At 64.3% G+C, this 16,893-nt stretch carries 17 protein-coding genes; 1 reads left to right on the top strand and 16 read right to left on the bottom strand.

Annotated features, from left to right (window positions below; genetic code table 11):
- Positions 1-427 precede the first annotated feature (427 nt).
- From BJ987_RS29715 to BJ987_RS29705, 3 genes are all read right to left on the bottom strand, one after another.
- Positions 428-871: a type II toxin-antitoxin system Rv0910 family toxin gene (locus BJ987_RS29715; RefSeq protein ID WP_209896378.1), complete on the bottom strand. Its 444-nt coding sequence runs from the start codon at positions 869-871 to the stop codon at positions 428-430.
- 21 nt (positions 872-892) lie between these two features.
- Positions 893-1,330, bottom strand: a complete 438-nt coding sequence (locus tag BJ987_RS29710; RefSeq protein ID WP_209896376.1) for an SRPBCC family protein — start codon at positions 1,328-1,330, stop codon at positions 893-895.
- 363 nt (positions 1,331-1,693) lie between these two features.
- Positions 1,694-2,554 (bottom strand): oxygenase MpaB family protein, encoded by an 861-nt coding sequence (locus BJ987_RS29705; RefSeq protein ID WP_209896374.1) that lies wholly within the window; start codon positions 2,552-2,554, stop codon positions 1,694-1,696.
- Positions 2,555-2,820: 266 nt separating this feature from the next.
- On the opposite strand from BJ987_RS29705, the gene BJ987_RS29700 reads away from it, so the two are divergent.
- On the top strand, positions 2,821-4,470 hold the full coding sequence (locus BJ987_RS29700) for an acyl-CoA synthetase (protein WP_209896372.1): 1,650 nt from the start codon (positions 2,821-2,823) through the stop codon (positions 4,468-4,470).
- A 24-nt stretch (positions 4,471-4,494) separates the two neighbouring features.
- Here BJ987_RS29700 and BJ987_RS29695 read toward each other — a convergent pair whose 3' ends face one another.
- The 13 genes from BJ987_RS29695 to BJ987_RS29635 form a co-directional block, all read right to left on the bottom strand.
- Positions 4,495-5,352, bottom strand: a complete 858-nt coding sequence (locus BJ987_RS29695; RefSeq protein WP_209896370.1) for an oxygenase MpaB family protein — start codon at positions 5,350-5,352, stop codon at positions 4,495-4,497.
- Positions 5,353-5,429: 77 nt separating this feature from the next.
- A complete protein-coding gene (locus BJ987_RS29690) occupies positions 5,430-6,656 on the bottom strand; it encodes a TetR/AcrR family transcriptional regulator (RefSeq protein WP_209896368.1) in 1,227 nt (408 codons plus the stop codon).
- 94 nt (positions 6,657-6,750) lie between these two features.
- Positions 6,751-7,431, bottom strand: a complete 681-nt coding sequence (locus tag BJ987_RS29685) for an Rv1363c family protein (protein WP_209896366.1) — start codon at positions 7,429-7,431, stop codon at positions 6,751-6,753.
- Between the two features lie 8 nt (positions 7,432-7,439).
- The gene (locus BJ987_RS29680; protein WP_209896364.1) at positions 7,440-8,615 is read right to left on the bottom strand and encodes an MCE family protein; all 1,176 of its coding nucleotides are present in this window, start codon (positions 8,613-8,615) and stop codon (positions 7,440-7,442) included.
- Positions 8,612-9,769 (bottom strand): MCE family protein, encoded by a 1,158-nt coding sequence (locus tag BJ987_RS29675; RefSeq protein WP_209896362.1) that lies wholly within the window; start codon positions 9,767-9,769, stop codon positions 8,612-8,614. The genes BJ987_RS29680 and BJ987_RS29675 overlap by 4 nt, the downstream gene beginning before the upstream one ends.
- Positions 9,766-10,872: an MCE family protein gene (locus tag BJ987_RS29670; protein ID WP_209896360.1), complete on the bottom strand. Its 1,107-nt coding sequence runs from the start codon at positions 10,870-10,872 to the stop codon at positions 9,766-9,768. The genes BJ987_RS29675 and BJ987_RS29670 overlap by 4 nt, the downstream gene beginning before the upstream one ends.
- A complete protein-coding gene (locus BJ987_RS29665) occupies positions 10,872-11,891 on the bottom strand; it encodes an MlaD family protein (RefSeq protein ID WP_209896358.1) in 1,020 nt (339 codons plus the stop codon). The genes BJ987_RS29670 and BJ987_RS29665 overlap by 1 nt, the downstream gene beginning before the upstream one ends.
- Positions 11,888-12,910 (bottom strand): MCE family protein, encoded by a 1,023-nt coding sequence (locus tag BJ987_RS29660; RefSeq protein WP_209896356.1) that lies wholly within the window; start codon positions 12,908-12,910, stop codon positions 11,888-11,890. The genes BJ987_RS29665 and BJ987_RS29660 overlap by 4 nt, the downstream gene beginning before the upstream one ends.
- Positions 12,907-14,337 carry an MlaD family protein gene (locus BJ987_RS29655; RefSeq protein WP_209896354.1) on the bottom strand — a complete coding sequence of 477 codons (1,431 nt, stop codon included), beginning with the start codon at positions 14,335-14,337 and terminating at the stop codon, positions 12,907-12,909. Before BJ987_RS29655 ends, BJ987_RS29660 begins: the two co-directional genes overlap by 4 nt.
- Positions 14,338-14,345: 8 nt before the next feature.
- Positions 14,346-15,209, bottom strand: a complete 864-nt coding sequence (locus BJ987_RS29650; RefSeq protein ID WP_209896352.1) for an ABC transporter permease — start codon at positions 15,207-15,209, stop codon at positions 14,346-14,348.
- A gap of 1 nt (position 15,210) precedes the next feature.
- A complete protein-coding gene (locus BJ987_RS29645) occupies positions 15,211-16,086 on the bottom strand; it encodes an MlaE family ABC transporter permease (RefSeq protein ID WP_209896350.1) in 876 nt (291 codons plus the stop codon).
- Between the two features lie 12 nt (positions 16,087-16,098).
- Entirely contained in the window at positions 16,099-16,287 is a 189-nt protein-coding gene (locus BJ987_RS29640) for a hypothetical protein (RefSeq protein ID WP_209896348.1), read from the bottom strand.
- On the bottom strand, positions 16,287-16,511 hold the full coding sequence (locus BJ987_RS29635; protein ID WP_209896346.1) for a hypothetical protein: 225 nt from the start codon (positions 16,509-16,511) through the stop codon (positions 16,287-16,289). Before BJ987_RS29635 ends, BJ987_RS29640 begins: the two co-directional genes overlap by 1 nt.
- Between the last annotated feature and the right edge of the window lie 382 nt (positions 16,512-16,893).

Below are 16,893 nucleotides of genomic sequence, written 5' to 3'. Positions count from 1 at the left end.
CCTGCCGACGGCAGCCAGGGCGGTCGCGCGCGCGATGGCGAAGCGTCGAGGCTTTGAGGTGCGATCCGTGTCAGTCTCTCAGAGGGCGGATTGCGCGTCAACGGCGAAGTTGCCTCGTATTATCTGCAGTAGAGTCGGTTGCCGATGCGAGCCAGGCGGCAGATGTCTGTCTCTTGGTGCATGTTTGGTCGAGCTGGCCCCGTTTCCTGGCCAGCTTCTGGCTACATAAGTTACTGAGAAATCTTCCACGTTCAGCACTTCTGGCTGCCGCCCGGGACCTCGTCGGGAAGCGGGGCAGCTGGCGTCACGATGCGCGCGGTGTGCCGAGGCGCTGGACTCACCACACATACGGTTCGATGGTGCTTGTCGTTGGCGAAAAGTTGGGATCTGGTTGCGCTGGTCTGTATTTCGCGCAAGGACGGTTGACTCAGTGCCGGTCGAACACCGGCAAGGCGGCGAGTCGGTCGAGAGTGTGCCCCAGTTCGTCGTGGCCGTGCCGTTCGAGGACGCTCGAGAGCACGGTGGTGATCAACGGTCCGGTGAACACGCCGCCGACGGTGACATTGGTGCCGGTCTCCGTCGGCCGGAGCCAGTAGGTGAATTCGCTTCGGACACCGGAGGTTCCGCTGCCGAGTAGCACGATCTGGTGCGGCTCGTCGAACTCCTCGACCGTCCATTCGAATTCGTTGTCCATCCCGAGGACGACGACCCGTGACACCAAGGTGGCACCCTTACTCAGCCGTTCGGGCGGCCGGCGTACATAACTGCGATGGATGCTGAACCAGCTCTCCCAGCTGGCCGGATCGGCGATCGTGTCGAAGACCGCCTCGGGGGTGCCGGGCACCTCCTTGCTCAGCACCAAGGATCCCATGGCGCCAGCTCCTTCCCCTGGTCAACCGCAGGTGCGAAGTTCTCGCGCCGCGGTGCGTAACACGATGTCGAATCCCGCGTAGATGACTGGTTGCAGTGCCAGCGTGAGTGCCCATCCGGCGGCCGCTTCGTAGCGCGTATACCAGCGCACTTGCGTGCCTCCGGGCGCTTCTCGAAAGGCGATGTATCCCTGCTCGTGGTGCAGTAATGGCCAGGACTCGGTGATGCGGTATCCCATGAGTACGGGCGGTCGATAGTCGACGATGTGCTCGGTAAGGGATAGCAGCGGTGTCTGAACTCTGCGCACGGCTCCCACGCCATGGCCGTTGAGGTCGCCCGGCCGCACCAGGGTGACGCGATGGACGACCGGGACACGCGCATAGTTGGTGGCATCGGTCAACCAGTCGAAAACATCGTGGATGGGCGCCGGGATGGTGCGACGTATGTCTACTGTTCGCATGTCTCGGACCTGCTCGGGTGTAGATCACGCGGGCGGCGACGCGTGTGCGGTGGGCGGACGTGCGGCTCGCGTCTGCGGCAACGGCCCGGTGTGGGTCTGCGCCGACCGGCCCGCTGCAGCGTCATCGGTGGAAAGCGCGAGCCGTCCGAGTCTCGCAGCACATCGGCCCTGTCGTGATCCGTCAGCACCGGCTCCTCCTTGAGTTGGTGTGAATAGATCATAACTTAGGCCGAAAGGACTGAATGCTGATCTGCGGGTATAGCGCAGCATATCGACATTATAGCTAGTAACATATGTCAGGTTGTCGCCCCTGCCGAGCCGATTCCGACTGTGGTGACCACGAGGCGGGTGTGCCCCGATGGTTCACGTCAGCGGCTTACCGAGGGCGCGCCGACGACGCATATCGGCCAGGTAGTTCTCATATGGGTACAGCCGCCAGCGGACCGGCAGCCTGACCAGCAGCTGACCGAACGCGCGCATGATGGCTTCGAATGTCCGCTGGCGACGGGGACTCCACGGCAGGCCGAGTTCGTTGCGAAACCGTTGTGGCAGAAAGCCGGTCGTGAAGAAGCGATGCACCGGCGCGAATACGATCTGATAGCTGCGCCGGTGCGGTCCCAGATTCACCACCTGGTCGAGTAGATATGCTTTGACCTCATCGTCGATGGAGATCGCGCCGGCCTTCGACTCCCAGTACCTCTCGAAAGCCGCACGATCGGCGGGCCACATCTCGGGACGCATCTGCAGTGTGGTGCCGAACCGGGCACATTCCCGATACAGATCGTCCGCTGTCGCGGCATCGAGGCTGCCGAAGAACAGCGTCAGATAGTCGCGTATCCCTTGGTATATGCATGCCGCGACCCACAGTTGCAGTTCCGGATCGAAGGCGTTGTAGGCGACCTTGCTGTCCGAGGACGATCGCACGTGCCGATGCGAATTGTTCGTCGCCTCGCGATAGGCGGCGCGATCGGACTCTGTGCCGATCATCGCGACGGCCAGGTAAGTCAGCGTGGTCTTGCCACGCTTGCGGGGGTGCAGATCGTATCGGCCGCTTTCGACGACGCTTTCGAGCACGCCGCGGCCGACGGCGGGGTTGCCCAACTGCATGACAACGTTGGCGGCGCCGCCCAGCAGCGCGCCGAGCCCGATCATGTACGTCCGGCGCCGCGCCGGTGCGCTGGAGTCCGCTGTCTCCGGCGTCTGCTGTGCAGGCACGGATTGCATAGACGCGCCACTTCCATGAGTCGATGAGATGATATTTCGCTCAGTCTCTCACCGAGGCCATGAGTAGGCAACCCGATTCGCTCGCGGGTTCTGCGGGTAAGTGATCACCTATTCCATCACGCGTCAACAAGTCGATTGCTTGCTATAGCTCGACAAGGCGGTGTATTGAAGAGTTAAGTTATGGGATATTCTCACGCGGGAGTGTGCAGCTTCGCGTGACACTCGCATCGGCATGATGCGGATCGAGTACTCGGAAGGTGCGAAGGATGACAGCACGATCGCCACGACATGTTGCTCGGACCGTGATCGACGGTGTATCCGCCGTGCGGGTGTTGCATCGGCGCGGCATGCTCGACCCGTTGCGCCTGGGCGACACTGTGCGCTCGGTGCGTGACGCGGCGGCGGTGGGCCCTTTCGTCACCGTGCTCAACCTTGCCGTGCGCCGCAGCCCGAACGCTCCCGCGATCGTCGACGAGCGCGGGACCCTCACCTTCGCCGAACTGGATCGGCAGTCCAACGCGCTGGCCCGCGGCTTGTCCGGCCTCGGGCTCGGACCGAGTAGCGTGCTGGCCGCGCTGTGCCGTGACCACCGTGGCATGGTGCTGACCCTGCTGGCCGCCGGCAAACTCGGCGCCCGAGTGGTGCTGTTCAACACGGGGTTCGCCAAACCGCAACTCGCCGACGTAGCACGCCGGGAAAAGGTCGCCGCGATCCTGCACGACAGCGAATTCCTCGACTTGCTCGACGCGATCCCTACCGGCACTCCGCGAGTGCTCACCTGGGTCGACGAGCCGGACGCGGCCGTGAACCGCCACACCGTCGATACCCTCGTCGCCGCACACAGCGGCGAACCGCTGCCCGCACCCGCACGAGCCGGGGGCATGGTCATCCTCACCAGCGGGACGACGGGAACGCCCAAAGGTGCCCCGCGCGACAAGGTTTCACCCCTGCAGTCGGCGCAGTTCTTGGATCGGGTGCCGCTGCCGCGTGCGGACACCATTGTCATGGCGGCACCCATCTTCCACGGCACCGGCCTGTCGCAGTTCACCCTCGGCTGGGCGCTGGGCAACAAGATCGTGTTCCAGCAGCGCAAGTTCGACGTGCACCAGACGCTGCGCAACATCGCCGAACATCATGCCGCCACCTTGGTTCTCGTTCCGACCATGCTGCAGCGCATCGTGGACCTGGGGCCGGAGCAACTGGCCGCCTACGACACCTCGAGTCTGCGCGTGATCTTCGCTTCGGGCTCTGCCATCTCTCCCGACCTGAGCCGTCGCACCGCTGCTGCCTTCGGGGACGTTCTCTATAACCTGTATGCCTCCACCGAGGTGGCCGTCGTCGCGGTGGCCACACCCGCAGACATGCGCGCTGCCCCCGGGACCGTGGGTCGTCCGCCGGTCGGCTGCCGAGTGGCTCTCTATGACGCGCAACGCGAGAAGATATCCGCCCCCGGTGTGGTCGGAACGATTTTCGTGCGAAGCGGACTCAGTTTCACCGGCTACACCGACGGCCGGCACAAGGAAACCGTCGATGGGATGCTCTCCAGCGGCGATGTCGGCCACTTCGACGCCGAGGGGCGGTTGTACATCGACGGGCGCGACGACGACATGATTGTCTCCGGGGGCGAGAATGTCTTTCCCCTCGAGGTCGAGAACCTGCTCGTCGCCCGGCCTGACATCGCGGAAGCCGCTGTGATCGGTGTGCCCGACCGGGATTTCGGCACCCGGTTGGCCGCATACGTCGTGCCGTGCGGGCCAGGGACCCTCGATCCTCAGGAGATCAAGGACTACGTCAAGGCGAACCTGGCCCGCCACAAAGTGCCCCGCGACGTCATCTTCATCGATGAGCTGCCCCGCAATGCCACTGGAAAACTGTTGCGGCGCAATCTCATCGAAGCGGACGACGCCATCCCGTGAGCTGGAAGCCGCGCGCCGCTCGAGTCAGACCAGGGGTTTACCCAGGGCGCGCCGGCGGCGCATGTCCCGCAGGTGCCTGTCGAGCGGATACAGCCGCCATCGAGGGGGGAGGAGGCGCATGATCGCACCGATACCCCGCATGATCAGCTCGAAGGCGCGCTGCCGGCGTGGCCCCCAATCCAGTCCGAGTTCATCTCGAAAGTGTTGCGGCAGAAAGCCGGTGGTGAAGAAGCGGTTCACAGCCCGGAACGCCAACCGTTCCCTGCGTCGATAAGGGCCGAGGTCGACGACCTGGCTGAGCAGGTAGGCCTTGACCTCCTCGTCGAACGAGATCTTCGGCAGTTGCGATTCCCAGTATTCGGCGAACGCCGCCCGGTCCCGCGGCCACATCTGCGGTGGCATCTGCAGCGTGGTGCCGAATCGGCTGGACTCGCGATACAGCTCATCGGCGAATTCGTCGTCCATGGACCCGAAGAGCAGGGTGAGGGAGTCGGCGGCGCCGCGGTAGAGGCACGCGGCGACCCATCGTTGCAGATCTGGATCGAACGCGTTATATCGCACCGGACTATCAGGTCCTGAGCGGACATGCCGATGTGAGGTGTTGGTGGCTTCTCGGTATGCGGCTCGCTCGTCGTCTGTGCCGAGCATGGCCACGGCCAGATAGGTGAGGGTCGTCCGCGTTCGTTTGCGCGGATGCAAGCTGTACCGGCCGCTTTCGACGCTGCTCTCCACAACTCCCCGGCCGACAGGGGGCAGGCTCAGCTGCATGATCACATTCGCGGGACCGCCGAGCAGGGCGGCGGGACCGGCCACGAAGCGGTCCGCCGACCTGGGCTCAGCCGTCGTCGCGGGAGATTCTGACTGTGGCGGATTTTCGGCCATGCCTGACACAGGGGCCTCCCGAGAGAGTGATAAGTATTTCCTTTAATCATCTCATCTCGACTCCGGTCAGTCCACGCTTATCGCGCCCCGACGTCGATTGTGTGCCGACCGAACAGCACACAGCGCATGAGGTGTGCGACACGTGGCTGCGAGCAGGCCGGATCCTCGGAGCCGAAACGCCGGCCCAGGTCGACTACCAGTGCCAGTGCGGAATGGACCAGCAGCCGCGCTTCCACAGCGGACAAGGCCGGACGTGTGGCCGTGAGCAACTCGGTCCACTCATCGACGTTCAGCCGTTGGATATTCCGCAGCTGGGTGCGCTGGTCGGAGGCGATGTTGCCGATCTCGGCGTAATAGACGAACGTCAACTCGCGTTCGGCGAACGACCCTGCCACGTACAGGTCGACCAGCTTGCTCAAGGCCTGCCTGGGTGTCTCGGTTTCGGCGATCGCGGGCCCGATCGCATCGGAGACGAGTTTCGCGGCGCGGTAGAACGCCGCAGCGAGGAGGTCACTTTTGCTGCGGTAGTACCGGTACACCGCGGACGGTGCGAGCAGGCCCGCCGCGGCGGCGATGTCCTCCATGCTCACGTTGGGGTAGCCGTGTTCATGAAAGAGCTCGATCGACTTACGCAGCAACAGTTCCGGTGTGAATGTCGATGGCTGTTTCGTCATCGCGGCGTGGGGCTGTATCTGTTCCGGTGGCAGTTCGCAGTAGGTGATCGCGATGAACGCTGAGCGCATTCTCCGGGCCAGGGTCTTCGGGGGAAGGGTGAGGTGATGGTCGCCGATACTGCTCGCGACACTGAACAGCGCCTGAGCGAGAACGGCTTCGGCGTCATCGTCGAGTTCGGGACGGAGCTCGGTCAGCAGTGATCGGGCGGCTTTGCCGACGGTGGTGAGATCGGCGCCGAGCTGTGCGCGGTCCTCGGCGAGCAGGTAGCGGCCTTGCCATCGCACTAGTGCGGCACTGCGGCGATTGGCGATGGCCGCGGTGATCACCGCGGCGCTGATCCGGTTCGCGCGCTCGTCGGCGGGCAGTGATCGGTCTTCGGCCGGTAACTCGAGGGCTTGGACACAGACTGCGCCGAGGCGCAGCGTCTCCTCCCGGAACAGCGCGTACTTGCTCGGGTAGTGCCGGTACAACGCTGTGGAGCTGATGTCGAGACGTGTGGCGATGTCTTCCATCGATACGCCGTGGTAGCCGAGCGCGCTGAAGGCCTCCGCCGAGGCGGCGGCGATCATTGCTCGACGGTTCTTGGGGCGGCGGCGCACGGGCCGTGGCGACTTCTGGGTGGCACTCATCCGACAACGGCCATCGCTGTTCGGGGCCGCCGGTCTATCGGGTGACAGCGCACCCTCGTGCCCGGCTCGGGCACGAGGGTATGGGGCGGCTTGCTCACGACCGCGGCATTTGCGCCATCGGTGAATTGAGCTTGTTCACCAGCCAGCGGTCGCCGGAACGTTCCAGGCGCATCACCATCGACAACTGTCCTGGTGCCGGCTTTCCCTCGGTGCCGAGGCTGGTGATGGTCTGCCCGACTACCACGATGGCCTCGGCGGAGTTCTCGTCCGCGGTGCGGATGGCGCACTGGACATCGCTGGACTTGGCCACCACCTCGCCTTGGACGAGCACTTCACGCAGATCCTTACTGGTGGCATCGAACTGCTGACGCCATTCACCGGTGGCGCCGGCGAGAACGGCGGTGAAGTAGTCGTCGAGCTTCTTGGCGTCGTAGTTGACCAGCACTGGCGCGTAGGCGCACGCCGCCGCTCGAGCGTCGGCCTCGGCCGCGAGCAGATTCTTGTGGTGTTCGTTGCGCTGGAACAAGAAGACGCTGCTCGCGATCGCGGCCGCGAGCAACAGGACCGCCGCGCTGCGAACGGCGATCCGGCCGGCCCGGGAGATGGAGGGCAGCGTGACCGTCCAGCTGCGCGTATCTTTCGCACCGGCAATCGATTTCGTATCGTCGTCGGCGGCAGCGACAGTTTTCTCCGGCCCTTCGACCACTTCGCTGACGCCATCGGCGGCGTTCTCGGCGCCGCCGACCTTCTTCAGTTCGGTTTCCTTGCTACTCATGGGATCTCCTATCGGCCGGGCACAGGCTGGGACAATTCGTTGCCGGTCACACCCGGCGGTGCCGTCGCCCCGTTGTCGGGAACATTGGGGCGCGGTGCGTTGGCGGAGCCGCGCACCTGGATCGCGGGATCGTTGGTGACGCAGTAGTTGTAGAGCCGCACCCGGGTGTCCTGCACCTGAGTGGGCACCACGGGGATGGTGTCGTAGTCGCAAGACGGCCGCGGCCAGGGGTCGACCAGCGTGTGGTACGCGCCGTCGTGCGCCGGAATACCGATGGCCTCCGAGAACAATCTCAGTGAGGGGAACAACGCGGCGATCGCGGGCGCGCGCAACTTCGCCGCTTTGGTGATGGCGACGAAATTCGTCACGAGATTCGTTATCGGGTCCTGGGTTTCGTCGACGAAGCCGCCGATGGTCGCCAGCTGGCCGGGGCCGAGGGCGAGCAGGGAGCGGACCTCCGCGTCGGAGGCGGTGAGCTGCTCGAACAGCGTGGTTCCGGCGCCGGTGATCGTGCCCAGGTCCGGCTGCGCGTGCGAGGTGGTCTCGGCGATCACCGAAAGGTTTTCCAGCAGCTGCCTGGTCTGCGGCAGCAGGTCGTTCAGGCCGGCCATCGCCCGGCTGATCCCGGAGACCATGTTGCGCAGTCGATCCGGGCCATCGGCGAGTGCCTTGTCCAGTTCGTCGACGATGACGGTGAGCCGCTCGGGATTCATGCCGCCGATGAATTCGGCGAGGTTGGCCAGCACCGACTGGATGGGTACCGGTGTGGTGGTGCCGGCGCGCTCCACCACGGAACCATCCGTCAGATAGGGGCCGGACTCGGTGTCGGGGCGGAAGTCGAGGTACTGCTCACCCGCCGCCGACAGCCGTCCGACCGCGACCGTGCCGCCGACGGGAATGCGTATGGTGTCCTCGATTTCGGCGATGGCGGCGATTCCGTCGCCGGACACCCGCAGCTCCGCGATCCGCCCGACCCGGGTGCCGCGGAAGGTGACATCGTTGCCTTCCATCAAGCCACCGGAGGTGGCCAGCTGTACCGTCACGCTGTAGGTGTGCGGAATCGGGTTGAAGCGCAACACATTCGCGCCGATGTACGCGCAGCCCAGCACCAGGACGACGATCAGCCCGACGTTCGCGATGCCGATCCGGCGGCGCACCGCCCACTGCCACAGCGGTGAATTCATCGGTGGCCCTCCTCGGACGCTTCTGGCTGGGGTTGTGCCGGTGTATCCGTTTGCGGTGTCGGCGCGGGCTGAGGTGGACTGGTGAGGCGGCCGAACACCTTTTCCAGCACCTGCGCGAAGCTGCCGATGAAGGCCGGAACATCGGCCAGTTCGGGCAAGCGGCTGCCGGACGGGTCGGTGAGCGCGCCGACGCTCAGGTACGACACTGTCGCCGCGATCGCCAGGGTGGGCCCCTCCATGCTGGCCAGTACGCGCGGAGTGAGCTGGTGCAGGCCCTCCAGCGTGGCGGTCAGCTCGGTCGATCGGGCGAAACCGGACATGAGTTGCTGAATGCTGTCGAAGAGACTGACGAAGTCATCGCCGGTCGTATCGCTGAAGTCCTCCAGCGCGGCCATGGTCGTCGACGTTTTGGTCAGCAGCTCGACGATGCGCTGGTTGTTCTCGGTGAACAGCCCGACCAGACCGGGGAAAGTGTCGGCGGCCTGGCTGAGTTCGGCTTTGCGCCGGGCCAATTCACCCTCCAGTACGTTCAGCCCGCCCAGGACGTTGTCGATGTCGCCGGTGCGTTGGTTCAAGGCCGAGATGACCGCGGTCATCTCGGTGATCAGGTGCGCGAGTTGCGGGCCCCGGCCGACGAACATCGAGTTCATTTCCGAGGTGATGCGCGCGGCTTGGTTGATGCCGCCGCCATTGACCAGCATCGATACCGACATCATCAGTTGTTCGACCGATGCGCCGGTCGCGGTCTGCTCCAGCCCGATGCTGTTGCCCGCACGCAGCGGCGGCCCGGCCTCGGCGACCGAGGGCAATGTCATGGCCACGAACATGTCGCCCAGCGGAGTGGCCTGGCGGAGTTCGACGGTGGTCCCGTGCGGCAGCTGAATGTCCGCACGGATCAGCATTTCGACATCGGCGACGAAATCCTTGGAGCTGATCTTCGTGACGACACCGATATCGCTGCCGCCGATCTTGACGTGGGCGCGATCAGGCAGATTGAGGGCGTCGCGGAAGGAGGCGCGAATGGTGTAGCCGGGCGCGCCGATACCGGGTTTGGGCATCGGAACGTTCTGGACGGTCACGGCACACCCGGTCGCGCCGGCCACGGTCGCGGCGGTCACGACGGCCGCCGCCATGGCGGTGATTCGTTTGGTCATTTCAGCTCCGTGATTCCCAGCAGTGCCGCGGTGAGCCCGAAGTCGGGGCCGAAGTCGGCGATCTTTCCCGTACGGCAACCGTCGTGACGCATCATGACCCGGTCGCAGAACAACGCCAGTGCCTCGCTGTCGAGCACGACTTTGTCGAGCAAGCCGTGCAAGCGCAGTGCTCGGTGCTCACGACTGGTGGCGTTCGAAAGGTTCTGGAACATCAACGGACCGACGTCGATGATCTCCGTCAACTCCCGTGCGTTGGTCCGCATTTGGGCCGTGATGTCGATGAATCGCGAGAGCGCGCCGGCCAATTGGTCCTTGTTGTCACCCACCAGCGCCGCGGTGTTGTTCAGGAAGTCGTTGAGCTGTGTGATGACCGCTTGCAGACCGGGCGCCTGCTGGCCCATCAGATCGACCAACTCGGTGAGCCGGCCGCTGAAATCGCGGACTGTCTGGTCGTTCTGGGCGATGATCTGGGTGATCTCGTTCAGTTTGATGATGGTGTTGGCGATCTGATCCTTGTTGGCGAGCGTGACCTCGAAGGCCGAGGACAACGCGTCCAAGGTTTCCCGCAACCGGTCGCCGTTGCCGTTGAGCAGCGGGAAGAGCACCCGGCTGGCCATCGGACCGGTCTCGCTGTCACCCTTGAGCGCCGCGCCGAGTTGATCGAAGTTCTGCAGGATCCGGTCGAGCTCGACCGGAGTCCTGGTGCGCTGCAACGGAATGTGCATGCCGTCGGTGAGCACCGGCCCGTTGCCGGTATAGGCGGGTGCGAGTTCGACGTGCCGGTTGGTGATCAGTTGCGGATTCACCAGCGCCGCGATGGCGTCCGCGGGAATCTTGGTATCCGCGTCGATGCTCAGCACCACTTCGACATAGCTGCCGCGGGCGGTGACGGTTTCGACGGTCCCGATCGGAACGCCGAGCACCGCCACCTCGTTGCCGGCGTAAAGCCCCGCCACGTTCTCGAAGTCGGCGCTGATCCGCATGCGCTGACCCAGAATCTGATCCGGCAGCGTGGTCAGGCTGTCGGGCACCAATCCGCACCCCGTCGCGATCATGGCGGTGGCGCACAGTGCGGCCAGCTTGCCGGTGATACGTCCTTTCATCACTTGCACCCCTGAGTAACTTGCGCGAAGCACAACCAGTTGTCCGGAAAGAGCCACGGCGCGTACACATTTCCGTACGGACCGTCACCGAGCACGTTGTTGAACTGCCGGAGGGTGACGGGTGCGATCTCGTAGAGCCGGTCCAAGTTGGCCTGGTTCTTGGCCAGACCTTCCGACATGGTGTTCAGATCGGCGATGAGCGGGCCGATCTGGTTGTTGTTCTCCAAGCCCATCTCCTGCAGCAGCCCCGACAACGACGCCACGTTGTCGAGCAGTTGGCGCAGCACCAGTTGGCGCTGCTGGACCGCGGCACCGATGCGCTCGCCCTGAGTCAGCAACAACAGCACGCTGTTCTGGTTGTCCGACGCCAGCTGCGAGACCACATCCATGCTCTTCAGCAGAGTGTCGACGGCGTCGCGGCGATCGTTGATCACCTTGGCGAGCGAGCCGATGCTGTCCAACGCCTCAACGGCCAGTTCGGGAGACTCGCCCATCTGCTCGGTCATCAGATCCAGCGCCTGGCGCAGCTTCGCCGGATCGATCCGTTCGATCCGTTCGAAGGAGTTCTTGTGCTGGGGATCTTGGATGACCTTGCTGAGGTTGTACGGCACCGTGGTGTTCTCGATCGGAATCCGATTGCCGGGCAACCCTTTTCCATTGCCGGGAGTCAGGTCGACGTGCAGGCGGCCGAGAATGGTGGACATCTCGACCGATGCCCGCGCGTCCGGGCCCAGCCGTAGATCGCGGCGTACCTTCATATCCACGAGCACCTTGTCGCCGATCAATCGCACCCCGCTGACCTGGCCGACCTCGATACCGGACACATCCACCGTCGCACCCGCTCGGAGCCCGGCCGCTTGCGCCAGTTCCGCGTGAATCGTCTTGTCGGTCAACTTCGCCCGGGACAGGGCGGTGGAGCCGACAACCAGGAGCAGGACCGCTCCGGCGGCGAGCAGACCCAACCGCAGGTAGCGATTGGTCCACAGTCCGGTCAGTAGTTTGCGCAAGGACGCGATCATCGGCACACCTCCGATTGGGCCGGTCCGCCGACCTGGGAAAACAGGCCCGGCGGTAGCAGCACACCCCACAACGAGACGTCCAACCGGCAGATGTAGGCATTGCCGTAGGTGCCATAGCTGGAGAAACGTGCGACGGCGTTGAGGAAAGTCGGCAGCTCGAACGCCGCTTGATCCAGTGCCGCGCCGTTGAGCAGAAGCAGCGCGACACCCGCGGTCGCATCGTTCTGCGCGCGCACCAGTCCGGGTTTCACGGTCGTGATGATCTGCATCAGCGAGTCGGTGGCCGTGGCGATCTGGTCGACCGAGCCTTTGAGGGCTTCTCCTTGGGAGTAGAGGCCTTCCATCAGCGCGCGTGCCTGAGTGATCAGGGTTTCCAGCTCGCCGCTGCGGTTGGCCAGGCCTTCGACCACACTGCTGAGGTTGGTGAGCACGTCGCCCAGAATCTGATCACGCTGGCCGAAGGTGCCCGCGAGTTCCGCCGCCTGCACGATCAACGAGCTGAGCGATACGCCGTTGCCCTGCAGAGCCTGAATCAGCGTCTCGGACAAGGAATTCACCTGATCGGGCTGCAGCACACTGAACAGTGGCTCGAATCCCGACAACAGCGCCGAGACGTCGAACGACGGTTCGGTGCGTTCGACCGGGATCTGTTCGCCCGGCCGCATCGGTGTGCCGCGCTCCGCGCCGGGCAGCAGCGCGATATAGCGCTGCCCGATCAGGTTCTGATAACGCACGAGTGCCGTGGTGGTGGTCGTCGGGTGCTGGTCGTCCTCGAGGCGGAAGTCGACGCGCGCCCGATAGCCATCGGTGAAGTCGATCTTGTCGATTCGGCCTACTCGAACACCGGCCATACGTACGTCGTCACCGACACGGAGGCCGAGCACATCGGTGAATACCGCGGAATAGTCGTTCGTGGGTCCTGCGATCGAGCGTTGCAGGGTCGACCACATCGTGTAGGTCAGCGCTACCGCGAGCACGGCGAACGCGCTGAATCCGATCAGTGCCTTTCCTGACTTCATTTCTCACTCACCGTCGTCGGCACATCCGCGATTTCGATATATCCGCCATGTAGTGCCGGTCCCAGCAGCAGTAGTTGCGCCATGGTGGGTTCGCCGCCGACGACCGCCGCGACCGCGGCGTTGCCGCGCAACGCGATAGGACCGGCGGTCCCGTTCGGTGTGGTGGGCGTGGTCTGCGCGGCAGGTGCGGTGATGCCGGGGATAACGGGGAGCCCGGGGACCATCGGCAGCGAGGGGAGTCCGGGAACGGCCGGCGCGCCGGGAATGCCCAGGACGCCGGGAGCGAGGACCGGGGCGGGCCCGGCCGACGCGAGGTGCTGCGGCAACATCTGCTGCGGATACTGTTGTTCCGGGGCAACTTCCGGCACGCTGGCGCCGCCGCACCGCGGGCCGGCGACATCTCCGTAACGCGGGCAATCCTTCGCTGTGTACTGCTGGAAGGGCGTGAAACTCACATCCATTTTCCACGCCATCTGACGGCTGGAACCAAAGGTGAACACCGGGAGCAGCCGCTGCAGTGCCGTGTTGAGATTCGATATCGCGAACGGAATTGCTTCGGTGTCCTTGGCGAGGCTGCCGAACAACTCGTTCAATCCCGAGACCAGGAACTTGCCCGAATCCGGGTTCGCCGCGAACAGCGAATTCACCGTGTCGACCGCCGCGCCGCCGCTGGTCAACATCGCGATGAGCGAAGCACGCTCCTCGGTCAGCGTCTTGGCCGTGGTCACCGACTCCGACAGCACGCCGACCAGTTCGGGCGCGGATTGGCTCAGCGCGGTCGCCGCGCGCCCCAGATCACCGAGGAGATCCGCCATGGCGGGCAGTGCGCGGACCTCGGTCATCCAGTGGTCCAGGCGCTCGATTGTCGAACCGGGCACCCGCGCCGCAGGGTCGAGTGCGGCCGCGAGCGTGGCCAGTACCCGCCCTAATTTCTCGGGCTGGATGTTGTTCAGGACGTTGCGCAGGACGTTCAATGTCGTTTGGAGCTGCACGGTTGTCGCGCTGGTGTCCTCGGCGATGGTGGCTCCCGCGCGCAAGGTCTGCGTGGTCGGCCCGGTGTCGACCAGTTCGATCGCCGTCACGCCGAAAAGGTTGTTCGGGATGACCCGAGCGGCGACGTTGGCCGGAATAGCGGAGGCGATGCCGGGTCGCAGCCAGATCGCGGCCCGCTGCTGGTCGCCTTTGGCCACGATGTCGACGGCATCGACTCGGCCGACGATCATGCCGCGGAATTTCACATCCGCGTTCTCGGGCAGTCCGTCGCCGGTGCTCGTGAGCACCGCTGTGACCGGCACCTTGGCTTCGAAGCGACCGTCGTAGCGAAGGGCGAGCAGATAGAGCGCGCCGGCGATGGCGGTCAGCATGGCGAGGCCGGCGAGGGTGAGTTGGCGGGCGGTCGGCCCGCGGCCACTGGGATCGAGAAGCATCGTTGCCCCTAACCAGAGATCCGGAATCCGGGATCGATGCCCCAGATCGCAAGAGTCATGAACAAATCGGCGAAGACCACGACGACGATGACCGACTTGAGGGCCCGCCCGGCCGCGACTCCGACGCCCTCGGGGCCGCCGGTGGCGGTGAAGCCGTAGTAGCACTGGATGAAAGTCGAAAGCATCACGAAGACAACGACTTTGAGTAGCGACCAGAACACGTCCGGCCCGACGAGGAACTGGAAGAAGTAATGGTCGTAGGTACCGGAAGTGGTGCCGCCGAGGAACAGGACCGACAGTTTGGTGGCGAGGTAGGCGACGGCCAGCCCGACGCTGTAGAGCGGGATGAGAGTCAGCGTGGAGGCGATCATGCGGGTGCTGATCAGATACGGAAGTGGCCTGATGGCAAGTGATTCCAGTGCGTCGACCTCCTCGGAGATCCGCATGGCGCCCAGCTGCGCGGTGAACCGGCATCCAGCCTGAATGGCGAATGCCAGGGTGGCGATGATCGGCGCCAGTTCCCGGGTGATGGCGAAGCCGGAGATCGCGCCGGTAAGCGGACTCATCGTGAGCAGGTTCAGCGCGGAGTAGGACTCCATGCCCACCGTGATGCCCGCGAAGCCGCACAGGGCTATCACGATGCCGACCGTGCCGCCGCCCACCACCAATGAGCCGTTGCCCCAGCCGACATCGGCGGTCAGACGCAGGAATTCCTTGCGGTAGTGCTGGAGTGCGTACGGCATCGCACCCACCGCTTTGAAGAACGTGATTGCCATGTGCCCGAGCTGCTGATTGGCTTTTACCGGCACTGCGACCGCGTTACTCACCATGCGCACGGGTTTGAGCGATGGGGGAGTGTAAGAACTACCCACGTCATATCACCTTCGTTGGAAACAGCGTGTTGTACAGCTGCGTGAGAATGATGTTGGTGGCGAAGAGCATGAGCGCCGAACTCACCACCGCCGAGTTCACCGCGTTCGCGACCCCTCCGGGCCCGCCGTGGGCATGCAGGCCGATATCACACGCGATGATCGCGGTCAGAGCACCGAAGATCGCGGCTTTCAGCAGGGCTACCGCCAAGTCATTGGCTACTGCGAAGGAGGCGAAGGAGGACATGAACGAGCCTGGGGTACCCGACTGCGCGTACACGTTGAACATGTAGGCCGTCGCGAAGCCGACGAACACGATGAAGCCGCACAGCAGCATGCTGACCAGTACGGCCGCTGCCAGGCGTGGCGCGACCAGTCGTCGCACGGGATCTACGCCCATCACCATCATGGCGTCGATTTCCTCGCGGATCGTGCGTGATCCCAGGTCGGCGCAGATCGCCGAACCGACAGCTCCCGCGATCATGAGTGAGGTGACCAGCGGCGCACCTTGTCGAATGATCCCGAGTCCGGCCACCGCGCCGATGAATGTCGTTGCGCCGACCTGGTTTACCAGCGCGCCGATCTGGATGGACACCACGACCGCGATAGGGATCGCCACCAGTACGGTCGGCACCGCCGAAACACTCGCCATGAAGGCGCACTGCTTGATGAACTCCTGATATGGAAACCGCCTGCGCACCATCGACACGATCAGTTGGCGCAGGGCTTCCCGGCCCAGATCCACCTGGCGGCCGAGCGTCTCCAGCGATCGCTGCGGATGCCGTCGCCACAGCCCGCCGATACTCGCCGTAATTTTCGCCAGCTCGCTCGGCTCCGGAGCCGGTCCGGTGGTTGGCGGCTTTTCTAGAGTGGCAGTCATGTGAAGTGTCTTTCAGTCCAGGTCTTCCAGATAGCCCTGCAGCAGGACCACCAGAAAACCGAGCACGGCGAGGCCGGCGGCGAACGTGCACAGCACCGTCAGCCACAGCCCGTAACGGAGTACCGGATTGACTTCTGTTCGCCCACCGAGGATCTTGACGCCGATTACCAAGATGTCGATGAGCCAGACCAGGAACATCATCAGGTCATGTACACATTCGAGAAGGTGAGGACCGGCCAGCACACAACGGATCCCAGGAACGACATGACGATGTCGACTCCATGCATCTGCTTCAGATGGGAGGTGTGCGTGAGCGTCCAGATCACCCCGATCAGGCCGTAGGGGACGGCGATGATGATCAGGGTGCCGAGAAATTCGGACACCCTCATCTCGTAGCTGAGTATCCGATCCAACCGTTTGAGCATCTCTGGTCAGTCCTTTCGCTATGCCCGATAACCGGCACGTGCCCCATGGTTGGTCGCGTCGTGTCCCCCGGTTTGACGCCGATTCCTCGCTCCTGGAGGAGGATGGCCTTCGCGTATGTTACTCGTAATTCTCTAGAATGGAAGATCTACCCGCTGCCGATCTTGATCCAAAGTCCCTGCAAGGGTGGTATATAAGCCGCAGCTGTCCATGTATGCCGCTAAGTAAGTAAGTAACTGTTCGCTAGGTGTTCCGGATCTCCGACCAACGCGGCGCGGTCACTGGGGCCTGGTTGCCTGTGCGGGGGACTGCGAGCGGTGGATGGGAACTGCCCGGCAGGCGACGCTCGGTGCGGCCGCGGTCCTACTCCGGCGACCAACGCTG

This window comes from Nocardia goodfellowii, from assembly GCF_017875645.1.
In the GTDB taxonomy this organism is placed as follows: domain Bacteria; phylum Actinomycetota; class Actinomycetes; order Mycobacteriales; family Mycobacteriaceae; genus Nocardia; species Nocardia goodfellowii.
This window is presented reverse-complemented; position numbering and strand designations above follow the sequence as displayed.

Coding starts and splice junctions, on each gene's coding strand:
- BJ987_RS29655 (WP_209896354.1), bottom strand. CDS start 14,337: ATGCTTCTCGATCCCAGTGGCCGCGGGCCGACCGCCCGCCAACTCACC.
- BJ987_RS29705 (WP_209896374.1), bottom strand. CDS start 2,554: ATGCAATCCGTGCCTGCACAGCAGACGCCGGAGACAGCGGACTCCAGC.
- BJ987_RS29640 (WP_209896348.1), bottom strand. CDS start 16,287: ATGATGTTCCTGGTCTGGCTCATCGACATCTTGGTAATCGGCGTCAAG.
- BJ987_RS29680 (WP_209896364.1), bottom strand. CDS start 8,615: ATGAATTCACCGCTGTGGCAGTGGGCGGTGCGCCGCCGGATCGGCATC.
- BJ987_RS29670 (WP_209896360.1), bottom strand. CDS start 10,872: ATGAAAGGACGTATCACCGGCAAGCTGGCCGCACTGTGCGCCACCGCC.
- BJ987_RS29710 (WP_209896376.1), bottom strand. CDS start 1,330: ATGCGAACAGTAGACATACGTCGCACCATCCCGGCGCCCATCCACGAT.
- BJ987_RS29695 (WP_209896370.1), bottom strand. CDS start 5,352: ATGGCCGAAAATCCGCCACAGTCAGAATCTCCCGCGACGACGGCTGAG.
- BJ987_RS29635 (WP_209896346.1), bottom strand. CDS start 16,511: ATGCTCAAACGGTTGGATCGGATACTCAGCTACGAGATGAGGGTGTCC.
- BJ987_RS29685 (WP_209896366.1), bottom strand. CDS start 7,431: ATGAGTAGCAAGGAAACCGAACTGAAGAAGGTCGGCGGCGCCGAGAAC.
- BJ987_RS29700 (WP_209896372.1), top strand. CDS start 2,821: ATGACAGCACGATCGCCACGACATGTTGCTCGGACCGTGATCGACGGT.
- BJ987_RS29690 (WP_209896368.1), bottom strand. CDS start 6,656: ATGAGTGCCACCCAGAAGTCGCCACGGCCCGTGCGCCGCCGCCCCAAG.
- BJ987_RS29660 (WP_209896356.1), bottom strand. CDS start 12,910: ATGAAGTCAGGAAAGGCACTGATCGGATTCAGCGCGTTCGCCGTGCTC.
- BJ987_RS29665 (WP_209896358.1), bottom strand. CDS start 11,891: ATGATCGCGTCCTTGCGCAAACTACTGACCGGACTGTGGACCAATCGC.
- BJ987_RS29715 (WP_209896378.1), bottom strand. CDS start 871: ATGGGATCCTTGGTGCTGAGCAAGGAGGTGCCCGGCACCCCCGAGGCG.
- BJ987_RS29645 (WP_209896350.1), bottom strand. CDS start 16,086: ATGACTGCCACTCTAGAAAAGCCGCCAACCACCGGACCGGCTCCGGAG.
- BJ987_RS29675 (WP_209896362.1), bottom strand. CDS start 9,769: ATGACCAAACGAATCACCGCCATGGCGGCGGCCGTCGTGACCGCCGCG.